At 72.6% G+C, this 14,013-nt stretch carries 15 protein-coding genes; all 15 read left to right on the forward strand.

The annotated features are described in order from the left end of the window. The first annotated feature begins 3 nt into the window (after positions 1-3). The 15 genes from ACFYPS_RS10395 to ACFYPS_RS10465 all read left to right on the forward strand — a co-directional run bounded on the left by ACFYPS_RS10395 (position 4) and on the right by ACFYPS_RS10465 (position 13,998). Entirely contained in the window at positions 4-1,434 is a 1,431-nt protein-coding gene (locus tag ACFYPS_RS10395; protein ID WP_387323993.1) for an FtsW/RodA/SpoVE family cell cycle protein, read from the forward strand. Continuing rightward, positions 1,434-2,540 (forward strand): undecaprenyldiphospho-muramoylpentapeptide beta-N-acetylglucosaminyltransferase, encoded by a 1,107-nt coding sequence (murG, locus tag ACFYPS_RS10400; RefSeq protein ID WP_354964999.1) that lies wholly within the window; start codon positions 1,434-1,436, stop codon positions 2,538-2,540. The genes ACFYPS_RS10395 and murG overlap by 1 nt, the downstream gene beginning before the upstream one ends. Then, positions 2,537-4,105, forward strand: coding sequence for a UDP-N-acetylmuramate--L-alanine ligase (gene murC / locus ACFYPS_RS10405; protein WP_354964998.1), 1,569 nt, complete (start codon positions 2,537-2,539; stop codon positions 4,103-4,105). Before murG ends, murC begins: the two co-directional genes overlap by 4 nt. Then, positions 4,102-4,920 carry an FtsQ-type POTRA domain-containing protein gene (locus ACFYPS_RS10410; protein WP_354964997.1) on the forward strand — a complete coding sequence of 273 codons (819 nt, stop codon included), beginning with the start codon at positions 4,102-4,104 and terminating at the stop codon, positions 4,918-4,920. The genes murC and ACFYPS_RS10410 overlap by 4 nt, the downstream gene beginning before the upstream one ends. Positions 4,921-5,175: 255 nt before the next feature. Next, positions 5,176-6,291, forward strand: a complete 1,116-nt coding sequence (ftsZ, locus tag ACFYPS_RS10415; RefSeq protein ID WP_089019751.1) for a cell division protein FtsZ — start codon at positions 5,176-5,178, stop codon at positions 6,289-6,291. Positions 6,292-6,300: 9 nt separating this feature from the next. Beyond that, on the forward strand, positions 6,301-7,044 hold the full coding sequence (locus ACFYPS_RS10420) for a YggS family pyridoxal phosphate-dependent enzyme (RefSeq protein WP_354964996.1): 744 nt from the start codon (positions 6,301-6,303) through the stop codon (positions 7,042-7,044). A 191-nt stretch (positions 7,045-7,235) separates the two neighbouring features. After that, the gene (locus ACFYPS_RS10425; protein ID WP_354964995.1) at positions 7,236-7,925 is read left to right on the forward strand and encodes a cell division protein SepF; all 690 of its coding nucleotides are present in this window, start codon (positions 7,236-7,238) and stop codon (positions 7,923-7,925) included. A 28-nt stretch (positions 7,926-7,953) separates the two neighbouring features. Next, the gene (locus ACFYPS_RS10430; RefSeq protein ID WP_354964994.1) at positions 7,954-8,259 is read left to right on the forward strand and encodes a YggT family protein; all 306 of its coding nucleotides are present in this window, start codon (positions 7,954-7,956) and stop codon (positions 8,257-8,259) included. Between the two features lie 44 nt (positions 8,260-8,303). Next, entirely contained in the window at positions 8,304-9,107 is an 804-nt protein-coding gene (locus ACFYPS_RS10435) for a DivIVA domain-containing protein (RefSeq protein ID WP_210911619.1), read from the forward strand. Positions 9,108-9,187: 80 nt separating this feature from the next. Next, positions 9,188-9,895 (forward strand): hypothetical protein, encoded by a 708-nt coding sequence (locus tag ACFYPS_RS10440; RefSeq protein WP_354964993.1) that lies wholly within the window; start codon positions 9,188-9,190, stop codon positions 9,893-9,895. A 10-nt stretch (positions 9,896-9,905) separates the two neighbouring features. After that, a complete protein-coding gene (locus tag ACFYPS_RS10445) occupies positions 9,906-10,211 on the forward strand; it encodes a DUF167 domain-containing protein (protein WP_354964992.1) in 306 nt (101 codons plus the stop codon). A 22-nt stretch (positions 10,212-10,233) separates the two neighbouring features. Next, a complete protein-coding gene (locus ACFYPS_RS10450; RefSeq protein WP_354964991.1) occupies positions 10,234-11,733 on the forward strand; it encodes a potassium/proton antiporter in 1,500 nt (499 codons plus the stop codon). Positions 11,734-11,958: 225 nt separating this feature from the next. Then, positions 11,959-12,378, forward strand: coding sequence for a TraR/DksA C4-type zinc finger protein (locus ACFYPS_RS10455; RefSeq protein WP_354964990.1), 420 nt, complete (start codon positions 11,959-11,961; stop codon positions 12,376-12,378). Positions 12,379-12,442: 64 nt separating this feature from the next. Then, complete coding sequence (gene lspA, locus ACFYPS_RS10460) at positions 12,443-13,057, forward strand: signal peptidase II (RefSeq protein WP_354964989.1); 615 nt, start codon at positions 12,443-12,445, stop codon at positions 13,055-13,057. Then, entirely contained in the window at positions 13,054-13,998 is a 945-nt protein-coding gene (locus ACFYPS_RS10465; RefSeq protein WP_387323885.1) for an RluA family pseudouridine synthase, read from the forward strand. The genes lspA and ACFYPS_RS10465 overlap by 4 nt, the downstream gene beginning before the upstream one ends. The last annotated feature ends 15 nt before the right edge of the window (positions 13,999-14,013 follow it).

Below are 14,013 nucleotides of genomic sequence, written 5' to 3' on the forward strand. Positions count from 1 at the left end.
GGGCTGGACGCGGCCGATGGGCTCGCGGCGCTGCGAGGCCTGCTGGACCGGCCGCTGGCCTCCTACTACCTGCTGCTGTCCAGCGCCGGCCTGCTGCTGCTGATCGGGCTGACCATGGTCTTCTCGGCGACCAGCGTGAAGGACTACGCCGAGGACGGCAACGCCTCGGCCTCGGTGACCAAGCAGGCCATCTTCGCGGTGATCGGCATCGGGGTGTTCTGGGCCTGCCAACGGTTGCCCGCCAGCACCTACCGATCCCTGGGTCGGCCATTGCTGATCACCTCGGTCGCACTGCTGCTGGTGCTGAACCTGCTGGTCGCCTACGCCCGGCTCACCGGTCAGCGGTCGGCCGGGTTCGGGCCGGTCGAGGCGCGACTGAACTGGCTGTTCGTCGGCGGGATCCAGCTCCAGCCGTCCGAGCTGGCCAAGTTCGCGATGGTGCTCTGGGGTGCGTACCTGGTCGCCCGCAAGGGTGCCGCGCTGGGTTGGTGGCGCGAGCTGGCCACCCCGCTCTTCCCGGTGGTCGGCCTGCTCTTCGTCCTGGTCGGTTACAACGACACGGGCACCATGCTCTGTCTGCTGGCCCTGGTGGTGGGTCTGCTCTGGGCCGCCGGCGTCCGGATGCGGGTCTTCGGCGTGCTGACGGTGGTCGGTCTGCTCGGCGTCGGCCTGCTCATCGCGGTGGCATCGCTGGGCGCCGGCTCCGGCGAGCAGGGCGAGGAGAACTACCGCTTCGCCCGGCTGGCCATGTTCTTCAACCCGCCGGACCCGGAGAAGTGCAAGCTCGACGGCTGCCTCCAGTTCTACCAGGGTCGACTGGCCATCGAGCACGGCGGCTGGTTCGGCGTCGGGCTGGGCAAGAGCAGCCTCAAGTGGGACTGGCTGCCCGAGGCGCACAACGACTTCATCTTCGCGATCATCGCCGAGGAGTTGGGCGTGATCGGCTGCGTGGTGGTGCTCAGCCTGTTCGCGGTGCTCGCGTACACCGGGCTGCGGATCGCCCGGCGGGTCGACGACCCGTTCCGCCGGCTCGCCGCCGCCGCGGTGACCACCTGGCTGGTGAGCCAGGCCGTGATCAATATCGGTGGGGTGGTCGGGCTGCTGCCGATCACCGGCCTGCCGCTGCCGTTCATCTCCGACGGCGGAAGTGCCCTGGTCGTGACGTTGGCGGCGATCGGCATGCTGGCGTCCTTCGCGCGCGCCGAACCCGATGCGGCCAGAGCACTGCATGCCCGTCCGCCGGCCCGGTGGGTCCGACTACTCTGGGCCCCGTTGCCGCCGCTTCCCGGTCGGCGTCGCCGGCCGGCGACGCCGTCGGCTGGCCGAGGGTCCGTGCCCCGGTCCCGCGAACGGCGACAGGACGACCAGGCCGCACCGCGCGGGGTCCGGCAGGACCGGCGCCGCGGGGGTACGGCGAGCGAGAGGAGACGCTGATGGGTCCGCTGCGTTCGGTGGTGCTCGCGGGAGGTGGCACCGGGGGGCACGTCTACCCGCTGCTCGCCTTCGCCGACTGCCTGCGCCGACACGACCCGGGCGTCCGGATCACCTGCCTCGGCACACCACGCGGCATGGAGAACGAGCTGATCCCGCCGCACGGCTACGACCTGCGGCAGATCCCGGCGTACCAGCTGCCCCGGTCGGTCAACATGAACCTGGTCCGCACCCCGGGCCGGATGTGGACCGCGGCGCGCGCCGCGGGCAAGGTGATCGACGAGGTGCGCGCCGACGTGGTGGTCGGCTTCGGCGGGTACGTCTCGGTGCCGGCCTACCTCGCCGCCTGGCGCCGGGAGCTGCCCATGGTGATCCACGAGGTGAACGTGCCGGCGGGTGTGGCCAACCGGCTGGGCATGAAGTTCACCAAGAACGTCGCGGTCGGGTTCCCGCACCAACCGGTCCAGGCCGAGGCGCTGCGCGACGCCACCGTGGTCGGCGTGCCACTGCGCCGCAACATCGCCACACTGGACCGGTACGCGCTGCGCAACGCCGCCCGCGCGCACTTCGGGCTCCGCCCCGACCTGCCGGTGCTCTTCGTCGCCGGCGGTTCGTCGGGCGCCCGCTCGATCAACCTGGCGGTCTCCGGGGCGGCCAAGGAACTGGCCCGCAACGGCGTGCAGGTGCTGCACGTGATGGGCGCCCGCAACGAGCCGGTGCCGATCCCCACCGACCTGCCGGTGCCGTACGTGACGCTGCCGTACCTGTCGGAGATGGAGCTGGGCTACGCCGCCGCCGACCTGATGCTGGGCCGGGGCGGGGCGATGACCTGCGCCGAGGTGGCCGCGATCGGGTTGCCCACGATCTACGTGCCGTACCCGCACAGCAACCAGGAGCAGAAGCGCAACGCGCTGCCCGTGGTGGAGGCCGGCGGTGGGCTGCTGGTCGACGACACGGAGCTGACCCCGGCCTGGCTGGAGCGCACCGTCATCCCGCTGATCCGTGACCCGCAGCGGCTGTACGCGATGGGCGCCGCGGCGGCCGCCTACGGGCGGCGCGACGGTGACGAGGCGCTGCGTTCGTTCGTCATCCAGGCGGTGGCCCGATGACCGCGCAGTTCACCCCGGCCGGCACGCTGACCGCCGAGGACCTGGGCGCGGTTCACCTGATCGGAGTGGGTGGGGTGGGCATGCTCGGCGTGGCCCGGCTGCTGCTCACCCGGGGCATCCGGGTGTCCGGCAGCGACCTGCGTGAGTGGCCCTCGCTGGCGGGGCTGCGGGCGCTCGGCGGCACCATCTACCTCAGCCACGAGGCGACCAACCTCGATGGCGTGGACACCGTCGTCTACTCCTCGGCCATCTCGCAGGACCACCTGGAGCTGGTCGAGGCCCGCCGTCGCGGTCTGCGGGTGCTGCACCGCTCGGAGGCCCTCGCGGCGGCCATGACGGGCCGCCGCGCGATCGCGGTGGCCGGCACCCACGGCAAGACCACCACCACCTCGATGGTGACCATGGTGCTCCAGCAGGCCGGGGTGGACCCGTCGTTCGTGATCGGCGGGGAGATCTCCGAGGTCGGCTCGGGCGCCCACCACGGCACCGGTGAGCACTTCGTGGTCGAGGCCGACGAGAGCGACCGCTCGTTCCTCATCTACCGCCCGTACGTCTCGATCATCACCAACGTCGAGGCGGACCACCTGAACACCTACGGCGACTACGCGACGCTGGAGGCGGCGTTCGTCGAGTTCGCCCGGCTCACCGACCCGGACGGGTTCATCATCACCTGCGCCGACGACCCGGGCGGGCGGCGGCTGGCGGAGACCCTGCGCGCCGAGGGGCGGCGGGTGCACACGTACGGCGAGGCGGCCGACGCCGACCTGCGACTGACCGAGATCGTCTCGTCCGCGCGCGGGGTGCGCTACCTGGCCGCGATCGACGGCCGGTCGCTGGGCGAGTTCCGGTTGCCGGTGCCGGGGCGGCACATGGGGCTGAACAGCGCCTCCGCGGTGCTGGCCGCGTACCTGCTGGATCTGCCGCTGCCGGCGGCGGAGGCGGCGCTGGCGGTCTTCCCCGGCGTGCGGCGGCGCTTCGAGCGCAAGGGTGTCGCGGACGGCGTGCTGGTCTACGACGAGTACGCCTACCACCCGACCTCGATGACGCTGGCGTTGCAGACGCTGCGTGAGGTGGCCGGGGAGGGGCGGCTGATCGTGGTCTTCCAGCCGTACCGGCTGTACCGCACCCGCGACTCCCAGGCGGAGATCGCCGAGGCGCTGGCCATCGCCGACGAGGTGGTGCTGCTGGAGGTCTTCGGGCCGGGCGAGCTGCGCCAGCCCGGTGAGGGCTCGGCGGCGCTGATCGAGGCGGTGGCGCTGCCCGCCGACCGGAAGGTCTTCGTCGACTCCTGGGAGGAGGCGCCGGTCGAGGTGATCCGCCGGGCCCGCGAGGGCGACGTGGTGGTGACCATGGGCGCCCCGCCGATTTCGCTGATGGGTGACGAGCTGCTGGCCGGCCTGCTCGCGCGCGCCGGCTCCGCGCCGACCGCGACCGTCGACCCGGTGGCCCCCGCCCCCGCCCCCGCGGTCGGTGGTCCGGTGCCCGGCGGGGCGACCGCCGGTGGCGACGGAGCGGCCCTCGGTGGCACCGCCGCACCGGACGGCGCGGCGCCCACGGCCGGATGAGCCCCGGCCCGGCCCGAGGGCGGACAAGCGCCGCCGACGGCGGCGCTGCGCGACGCGGTCCGGTCCGGCGCTGGCAGCTGGTCCGGGCCGGCCGTGACGCGGTCCCACCGTCGACCCGCCGGTTCATGGCCCGGGCCCGCCAGCGCCGGATGCGCGCGGCGCTGCCGTGGGCGGTGGCCGCCGGGGTGCTCGCGCTGGCCGGGCTGGTCGCCTGGACGGTGCTCGGCACCGGGCTGTTCGGGGTCCGCGAGGTGAAGGTGGAGGGTGCCGGCCTGGTCACCCCGGTGCAGGTGCGCGATGCGGTCGGGGTGCCGGACGGGGTGCCGCTGGCCCGGGTGGACCTGGCCGCCGCCGCCCGGCGGGTCGGTGCGTTGGCGCCGGTGGAGCGGGCCACGGTGTCGCGGGACTGGCCGGGCGCGCTGGTGGTCCGGGTGACCGAGCGGACTCCGGTGGCGGCGGTGCCGCAGGGGGAGGCGTTCGCCCTGGTCGACGGGGCCGGGGTGGCGTTCCGGACGGTCGCCCGACGCCCCGCCGAGCTGCCGTTGGTGAAGGTGGCTCGACCGGCCGCCGACGATCCGGGCACCCGGGCCGCGCTCGAGGTGCTCGTCGCGCTGACCCCGCAGCTGCGTGGCGAGCTGGTGGACGTGACCGTGGAGGGGTTGGCTCGAATCAGCCTGCGGTTGCGCGGTGACCGGACGGTGGTGTGGGGCGACGCGACCCGGAGCACGGACAAGGCCCGGGTGGCCACCGCGCTGCTCGGCGAGGACACCGACCGGATCGACGTGAGCGCACCGGATGTGGTGACCTTCCGCTGACCGAGGGGCTTGCCGCGAGGTGCGGAAAGGTGACTCGTTGCGCTCCGGGCGGCGACACGCCGGTCGGGTCCTTGGCTCATCGCGCGGCGGCGCTTACGTTGCCCCGAAGAGGATCAGTGGTTGACATAACTGTAAGCCTCTAGTAGAGGGTGATGGTTCAGCTCTGATCCTCGCTGGTGACAGCTGTCGTCGGCCGCTGGTCTGGCCACGCCGTACCCGGTCGGCCGAAGCCAATCTCGAAGGAAAGGACCGGAGATGACACCTCCGCACAACTACCTGGCGGTCATCAAGGTCGTCGGCATCGGGGGCGGCGGCGTCAACGCCGTCAACCGGATGATCGAGGTTGGGCTCAAGGGCGTCGAGTTCATCGCGATCAACACGGATGCCCAGGCGCTGCTGATGAGTGACGCGGACGTCAAGCTGGACGTCGGCCGGGAGCTGACCCGGGGGCTGGGCGCCGGCGCCAACCCGGACGTCGGCAAGAACGCCGCCGAGGACCACCGGGACGAGATCGAGGAGGTGCTCAAGGGCGCCGACATGGTCTTCGTGACCTGCGGTGAGGGCGGCGGCACCGGCACCGGTGGCGCGCCCGTGGTGGCGAACATCGCCCGCAAGCTCGGCGCGCTGACCATCGGTGTGGTGACCCGGCCGTTCTCCTTCGAGGGTAAGCGCCGTCAGGTGCAGGCCGAGTCCGGAATAGACGAACTCCGCAACCAGTGCGACACCCTGATCGTCATCCCCAACGACCGCCTGCTGGCGCTGGGCGACCGCGGCATCAGCATGATGGACGCGTTCCGCACCGCCGACCAGGTGCTGCTTTCCGGTGTGCAGGGCATCACCGACCTGATCACCACCCCGGGTCTGATCAACCTGGACTTCGCCGACGTCAAGAGCGTGATGAGCGGTGCCGGCAGCGCGTTGATGGGCATCGGCAGCGCCCGCGGCGAGAACCGCGCGGTCGAGGCGGCCGAGGCGGCCATCTCCAGCCCGCTGCTCGAGCAGAGCATGGACGGCGCCCGCGGCGTGCTGCTCTCCATCGCCGGCGGCTCCGACCTGGGCCTGTTCGAGATCAACGACGCGGCCCAGCTGGTCACCGACGCGGCCCACCCGGACGCCAACATCATCTTCGGCGCCGTGATCGACGACGCGCTCGGTGACGAGGTGCGGGTGACGGTCATCGCGGCGGGCTTCGACGGGGGAGCGCCGGCGTACAAGGCGGCCGAGCCGGCCCGCAAGACCAACACCAACCAGCCGGCGGCGCAGAGCGCCCCGGTCCCGGCACCGGCCACCATGCCGGCGCCGACCCAGTCGCCGCGCCGGGTGCTCTTCGACGACGTGGACGTGCCCGACTTCCTCAAGAACGGGTCCTGAGCACCGCCGATGACCGACAGCTCAGCCACGGTACGACCGGACCGGCGCGCCGAACTCGCGGCCGGCCTGGCCCAGGTCCGGGCCCGCATCGCCGACGCCTGCGCCAGCGCCGGCCGGGATCGTGCCGACGTCACGATGATCGCGGTCACCAAGACCTACCCGGCCAGCGACGTGCTGGCGCTGGCCGGGCTCGGGGTGACCGACGTGGGAGAGAACCGCGACCAGGAGGCGGCCGGCAAGGCCGCCGAGGTCGCCGCGGCCGGGGTGAGCCCGCGCTGGCACTTCATCGGCCAGTTGCAGCGCAACAAGGCCCGCTCGGTGGTCCGGTACGCCGACGTGGTGCACTCCGTCGACAGTGTCCGGCTGGCCCGGGCGCTGGCCACCGCGGCGGCCGGGCGGGAGCGACCGCTGGCCGCCCTGATCCAGGTGAGCATCGACGGCGACCCGGCCCGGGGCGGCGCGTTGCCGGGCTCGGCCGACCCGGGCGTCGGGTTGGAGCCGGTGGCCGAGGCGGTCGTCGACTCGCCGACGATGCGGTTGGCCGGCCTGATGGCGGTGGCGCCACTGGGTTGGGCGCCGGAGCGGGCCTTCGCCCGGCTGGCCGAGGTGGCCGAGGCGTTTCGCTTGGTCCATCCGGGAGCGGTCGCGTTGTCCGCCGGAATGAGCGGCGACCTGGAAATCGCGATCCAATACGGCGCGACACATGTCCGCGTCGGTAGCGCGTTGCTCGGAATGCGCCCCACGCTGCGGTAGCCTGACCGCGAGAGAAGCAAATTACATCAGTGTTGTTTCAGGAACGGCGTCTCCCAGTCGGGGGTCGTGGCGCGCGACGCGAATCGCGCGCCAGGGGGATTGCCGTTCCGGTCCGATGGGCATGTTTGTCCACTCGCGACGGGCGACATGGCACGGGGGCGCGTGCCGCACGGCGGACGGAAGGGCGCGGGATGGGTGCACTGCGCAAGGCGGGGGTCTGGCTCGGTCTGGTCGAAGAGGACGATGAGCGGGCCTACGACGACGGTGGCTACGACAAGGGTGGCTACCGCGACTCGCGTTACCGGCAGAGCCGGTACGCCGAGGAGTTCGCCGACGAGGACGACGAGGACACCGAGGAGCCGCCGGCTCCCCGGCCGCGGGCCGGCGAGCGGAGTCGGCTCTCCGAGCGTTCGAACGGGCGGGTCGGTGACTCCGACCGGGGCGACGGCGAGCGTCCGGAGCGGGTCGAGCGGTCCAGCGTCCGGTCGATCACCAGGTCCTCGGCTGGCGAGACCTCCGGCGCGCTGACGTACCACACCCGGGACAACCTTGCCCTCGCGCCGCAGGTCACGGCACGGGAGCGGGCGCCCGAGGAGGAGCAGCGTTACCAGATCACCACGCTGCACCCGACCACGTACCGGGAGGCGCGCACCATCGGTGAGCACTTCCGCGACGGGGTTCCGGTGATCATCAACCTCACCGAGATGGATGAGGCCGATGCCCGCCGTCTGGTTGACTTCGCCGCCGGGCTGGCGTTCGGGCTGCGCGGTACGATCGAGCGCGTGACCAATCGGGTGTTCCTGCTCTCACCGGCCAATGTCCAGGTCACCGCGGAGGACAAGGCCAAGATCGCTGAGGGCGGCTTTTTCAGTCTGAGTTGATCGCCCGACCCGAGGGACGTCGCTGACCGTGTTGTCGATCTTGCTGCAAGTGTTGTACCTGATCCTTTATGTCTTCCTGCTCCTTCTTCTGTCCCGGTTTGTGCTGAGCGCCGTCCTGCAGTACGGCCGCCGGTGGCAGCCGGGGCGCAGAGCATCGGCGGGACTGGAATCCGTGTGGAGCGTCACTGATCCCCCTCTCAACGCGTTGAGGCGTGTGATCCCTCCGCTGCGAATTGGTACCGTGAGCATTGACCTGGCCTCCCTTGTGCTCCTGGTTATCCTGTTCGTGCTGATGGAGTTCGTGTTAGGGCCGTCGATCAGGGCATCTGCCTGATGACCGACGCGCTTTCGCGGCCGCAACTGACCCGAGGAGTTTCGATGCCGCTGACCCCGGCCGACGTACACAACGTCGCCTTCAAAAAGCCGCCGATCGGCAAGCGGGGGTATGACGAGGAGGAGGTCGACGCTTTCCTGGACGAGGTTGAGCGCGAGCTCGCCCGTCTCATCGAGGAGAACAACGAGCTGCGCGCCCAGGTGGAGCGCGGCGGCCGTGGCGGTGCCCCCGCCGGCCCCGGCGGCGACGCCCGACTCGCGGCGGAGCTCAACGACGTCAAGGCACAGCTGGACCGGGTGCAGCGCGACAAGGCAGCGGCCGAGCAGGCCGCCCGCGCCATGCAGTCCGAGCTGGAGCAGGTCCGCGCGACCGGCGGCCCGGGTGCGGTCACCGGTGACGGTGAGCAGCAGGCCCTGCGGGTGCTGATGATGGCCCAGCGCACCGCCGACGACCACGTGTCCGACGCGCGTCGCGAGGCCGACCAGCTCCTGTCCGAGGCCCGCGGCAAGGCCGAGGAGGTGACCCGCGAGGCTCGCGCGAAGGCCGACGCCCTGGAGCGGGACGCCCGCCAGCGGCACCAGGAGGCCATGGGCGGCCTGGACGCCAAGCGCACGGCGCTGCAGAAGCACATCGAGGAGCTCAAGCAGTTCGAGCGCGAGTACCGCACCCGGCTCAAGGCGTACCTGGAGAGCCAGCTGCGTGACCTCGACGGTCGCGGCCAGGGCCTCGAAGCCGAGATGACCCGCTCCGAGGCAGGCCGGGTCGCCGGCGGCAACGGGCTGGCCGCCGCGGGTCTCGCCGGTTCGTACGGCGGCGGGCGCTCCGGCGCCCTCGAAGCCGGACGCTGAGCACCGGCCGGCGATCGCTGTCCGCAGATGGTGACGGTCGCCGGCCCCGCCTGGACGGTACGACGCGGCGGGGGTGAGCCGTGATAGTCGCGAGTCTCCTGCTCATCCTCGTCGCGGTGGTGCTACTGGTGCTCGGCCTGGCCGGTGGTTCCAGCATTATGTTGATCATCTCCATCGCGGCCAGTCTGCTGGCCGCCGTGGCGTTGGTGGTGGGCGCCCGCCAGGCAGCCGCCAACCGCGTCATGGCGGAGCCCGGCCGGACCGGCCGGCGGAGCCCCGGAGCACCCCGCACGGCCAACCAGGCCGGGCCGGGAGTCGCGTACGGGCCGCCGCTGGTCGAGCCGGAAGTGCCAATCCAGCACATGCCCACGACGGTCGGTACCGGCGGCACCGGGTGGCGGCAACCACCCGAGCCGCCGGCCGACCAGGGGCCACCGTTCGCGACCGCCGACCACGCTTCCAACGCCTCGTCCGCCAGTCAGGCGTCGCCCTTCCCGGCGCCGGCCGACGAGGCGTCCGGCGTCGATGCGCCAACGGCCGATGGCATGAGGGACGAGGAGCCGGCCGCGCAGCCGGTCACCCCCGCCGAGGCGGCCCGGGTGGCCCGGCTGCCCGACCCCGTCCAGGTGGTGGACGGTCGCCCCCGCTACCACCTCGCCAGTTGCCCGCACCTCGTCGGCCGGGCGTCGGAGACGCTCCCGGTCGCCGAGGCCGTCGAGCTCGGCTTCACCCCGTGCGCGCAGTGTGCGCCGGCCACCGCCCTGCTCGCCGACGCCCGACCGATCTGAAGCGGCACCGGTGCCCGCGCAGGACACGCTCACCGTGGCGGTGCGGGTGAAGCCCGGCTCCTCCCGGGACCGGGTCGGGGGCCGGTTCGACGGCCCGCACGGCCCGGCCCTGGTGATCGCGGTGCACGCCCCGGCCGTGGACGGTCGGGCCACCGAGGCCGCCCGCCGGGCGTTGGCCGGCGCGTTGGGCGTCCGGCCGGCTTCGGTGTCACTGCGTACCGGCGCGGCCAGCCGGGACAAGCTGTTCCTCGTCGACCGTCCCGGCCCGGAGCTGTCCGGGGTGCTGCGCCGGCTGCGCGACGGATCCGTGGGGTGAGGAACGTCCGGGCCAGGCAACCGTGACGCCCGGGCTGGATATCGCGCTGCTGCTCGGCGCGGGGGTGCTGCTCGTGGCGGTCGGCGCGGTCCGGCTCTCCACCCGGCTCGGGGTGCCCAGCCTCCTGGTCTACCTGGCGCTGGGCGTGGCGATCGGCGAGGCCGGGCTGGGCATCCGCTTCGACGACGTCGAGCTGACCCGGACCCTCGGCTTCTGCGCGCTGATCGTGATCATCGCGGAGGGTGGCCTGACCGCCCGGTGGAGCACGTTGCGGCCGGTCCTCGGGCTGTCCGCAGCACTGTCCACGGTGGGTGTGGTGGTCAGCATCGTGCTGGTCGGCGTCGCCCTGCACCTGCTGCTCGGGCTGGACTGGCGGCTGGCGCTGCTCTACGGCGCGGTGCTCTCCTCCACCGACGCGGCCGCCGTCTTCGCGACCCTGCGCCGGCTGCGCCTGCCGCCCCGGCTGGTGGCGACGCTGGAGGCCGAGTCGGGCATGAACGACGCCCCGGTGGTGCTGCTGGTGGTGCTGCTGTCCCACCGGGGCTTGTCGCACCCGTGGTGGTACGAGGCCGCCCTGGTCACCTACGAGCTGGGTGTCGGGGCCGCGGTGGGGGTCTGCGCCGGTGTCGCCGGCACCTGGGCGCTGCGCCGGGCGGCGCTGCCCTCGGCCGGGCTGTATCCGATCGCCGCGGTGGGGATCACGGTGTTGGCGTACGCCGCGGGAGCGGTGCTGCACGCCTCGGGGTTCCTCGCCGTCTACGTAGCCGGGGTGCTGCTGGGCAACGCCCGGCTGCCGCACCGGCAGGCGATCCTCGGCTTCGCCGATGGGCTGGCCTGGCTCGCCCAGATCGGTCTGTTCGTGCTGCTCGGGCTGCTGGCCTCGCCGGGCCGGCTGGACGCGGCGGTGCTGCCGGCGGTGGTCGCCGGGCTGGCGCTGGTGCTGCTGGCCCGGCCGCTGTCGGTGGTCGTGTCGGCGCTGCCGTTCCGGGTCGGCCTGCGCGAGCAGGCGTTCCTGTCCTGGGCGGGGCTGCGCGGGGCGGTGCCGATCGTGCTGGCCACCATTCCGCTCTCCGAGCGGGTGCCCGGCGCGGAGCGCCTCTTCGACGCGGTCTTCGTGCTGGTGGTGATCTTCACGCTGGTGCAGACCGGGACGCTCGGGCCGCTCTCCCGCCGGCTGCGGATCACCGCGCCGGCCGAGGCCACCGAGATCCACGTGGAGACCGCCCCGCTGGAGCGGATGCGGGCCGATCTGCTCCAGTTGGAGGTGCCGACGGGCTCGCGGTTGGCCGGCGTGCACGTCGACGAGTTGCGGCTGCCGCTGGGTGCCTCGGTCACCCTGGTGCTGCGGGACGGGGTGGGTTTCGTGCCCGGTCCGGACACCCGGCTGAAGACCGGCGACAGCCTGTTGATCGTCGCCACCGGCGGGGTACGCGACGCCGCCGAGCGCCGGTTGCGGGCCGTCAGCAGGCGGGGTCGGCTGGCCCGGTGGTTTGGTGAGTACGGCGATGAGGCGGACCTTTGATCTGCTAGCGTTCCTTTTGCCCCAGTTAGGCAGGGCTCGGGGCTCTTAAGCGGTGCGACGGTGCGGCACGTTGTCGGACGCCTGTACGTTCCGTATTCTTGCCAACCTCCGGAGTGCGCGGCCATCGTCGCCGCGCGCCCCTTTTCGTACATAGGGGACGCCCTGGTCGGCGCCCCCTGACCAGGTGCCGCGGTCCACGCGGTTCCGCGGCCGAGGGAGCGACCCATGGCGAAGCCAGCCGACACCAGGACCGCCGGCCGCAAGCCGGTGGCCAAGGCCACCCGCAGCGCGGCGGAGACCGAGAAGATCCGGGCGGCGTTGGCGGCGCGGCGGGACGAGCTTCGCGCCGAGTACGATCAGACGCTGAGTGAGATCACCGAGCTGCAGCGCGATCGGCTGACCGACTTGGCCGGGGACGACCAGGCCGACACCGGCACCAAGACGCTCGAGCGGGAGCAGGAGATCTCTCTCGCCAACAGCATCCTGGAAAGGATCACGCAGGTTGAGCGCGCCCTGGAGCGCCTCGACGAGGGTGGTTACGGCTGGTGCGAGCGGTGCGGCAACCCGATTCCGGTCGAGCGCCTCGCCGCTTTCCCGTCGGCCACCCTGTGTGTGACGTGCAAGCAGCTGGAGGAGCGGCGCTGAGGTCCGCTCCCCGGCGGCGATGAGACGGTGAGCGATCACCGCCGAGACTGTCGATGGGGAGCGCATGACCGCAGTACCGTCCGCCGAACCCGGCCGTACCGACCCGGGCGGCGACAAACCCCGGCCGAGGGCCGTCGCGATCCTCGCCGGGGTCGCCCTGGTGGCCCTGCTGGCCGACCTGGTCACCAAGCACCTCGCGCTGGCCACGCTGACCGACCGGGAGCCGGTCCGGCTGCTCGGCGGGGTGGTCTATTTCAGTCTGACCCGCAACAGCGGTGCGGCGTGGAGCATCGGCGCGGACCACACCTGGGTCTTCCCGCTGATCACCATCGGGGTGGTCGGTTGGATCGTCTGGATGGCGCTGCGGCTGCGGTCGCTGCCCTGGGCGATCTCCCTCGGGCTGGTGCTCGGCGGCGCGCTGGGCAACCTCGTCGACCGGATCTTCCGGGCGCCCTCCCCGTTCCACGGGCACGTGGTCGACATGGTCAGCCTCTTCGACCCGTACGGCCAGGTCTGGCCGGTGTTCAACCTTGCCGACAGCTCGCTGGTCTGCGGTGTGCTGCTGGCCGTGCTGCTGGAGTTGACCGGCCGCCAGCGTGACGGCCGACGGGTCGGCCGCGACGGCGACCCCGCCGACGCGAGCGCCACCCAGGACGCCGACCAGCGGGAGCGGGCGTGACCTCCGCGTTCGCCGCCGGCGGCGACCACCGTTCACTGCCCGTGCCGGACGGGCTCGACGGGATGCGCCTGGACCAGGCGGTGTCCCGGCTGTTCGGGCTCTCCCGTACCGCCGCCGCGGCCCTGGTCGATGCCGGGGACGCGCTGGTCGACGGCACCGCCCGGGTCAACTCGCACAAGGTCAAGGCCGGCTCCTGGCTGGACGTCACGCTTCCCGCGCCGGTCGCCCCGCCGATCGTGGTGCCGCAGGCGGTGCCGGGCCTGCGGGTCGTGTACGCCGACGACGACATCGTGGTGGTGGACAAACCGGTCGGCGTGGCCGCGCACCCGAGCCCGGGCTGGACCGGCCCGACGGTGATCGGCGCCCTCGCCGCGATCGGGCACCGCATCTCCACCAGCGGCGCCGCCGAACGGCAGGGCGTCGTGCACCGGCTGGACGTGGGCACCACCGGGATCATGGTGGTGGCCAAGAGCGAGCAGGCGTACACCGCGTTGAAGCGGGCCTTCAAGTACCGCGAGGTGGACAAGGGCTACCACGCGGTGGTGCAGGGGCACCTGGACCCGCTGCGCGGCACCGTCGACGCGCCGATCGACCGGCACCCCACCCACGACTACCGCTGGGCCGTGGTCTCCGGCGGCAAGCCGAGCATCACCCACTACGACACGCTGGAGGCGTTCCCGGCGGCCAGCCTGGTCGACGTCCGCCTGGAGACTGGCCGCACCCACCAGATCCGGGTGCACTTCTCAACCCTGCGGCACCCCTGTGTGGGCGACCTCACCTACGGCGCCGATCCCACCCTGTCGGCCCGGCTTGGGCTGGCCCGACAGTGGCTGCACGCCCGCGAGTTGAGCTTTCTGCACCCCCGAACGGGGGACGAGGTCCGGTTCGTCAGCGACTACCCTGACGACCTGGACCGCGCGCTTCAGATCCTGCGTGACTGAGCGGCGACCGCCCGA

Origin of the sequence: Micromonospora sp. NPDC005087 (assembly GCF_042872965.1) — a bacterium.
GTDB lineage: Bacteria > Actinomycetota > Actinomycetes > Mycobacteriales > Micromonosporaceae > Micromonospora.